Here is a 319-nt window from a genome sequence, read left to right as displayed (position 1 = left end):
AGTGAAAGTAACGTTCAGTCTATCTTTCTATCACATACCCAAATTTTTAAAGAACGAACTAGTCAAAGACTAGAAATCAACATTCACCATCACAACGATGGAATGCTCATTTCTAAGCTTTATACAAACAGAAGCAGTAGTGGTGGAGCCAAACGGGATCGAACCGTTGACCTCCTGCGTGCAAGGCAGGCGCTCTCCCAGCTGAGCTATGGCCCCGTATTTCTACAGGCGTTTCCCACACAAAATTGGTGGGTCTGGGCAGATTCGAACTGCCGACCTCACCCTTATCAGGGGTGCGCTCTAACCAACTGAGCTACAG

The 319-nt window shown here is 47.3% G+C and carries 1 tRNA gene; it reads right to left on the bottom strand.

Features of this window, described 5'->3' with window-relative positions:
* Positions 1 to 140: 140 nt before the first annotated feature.
* A tRNA-Ala gene (locus ACTJLA_RS26850) sits at positions 141 to 216 on the bottom strand.
* Positions 217 to 319 lie beyond the last annotated feature (103 nt).

Origin of the sequence: Pseudomonas sp. 22072, from assembly GCF_052046095.1 — a bacterium.
In the GTDB taxonomy this organism is placed as follows: Bacteria; Pseudomonadota; Gammaproteobacteria; order Pseudomonadales; family Pseudomonadaceae; genus Aquipseudomonas; species Aquipseudomonas paracarnis.
This window is presented reverse-complemented; position numbering and strand designations above follow the sequence as displayed.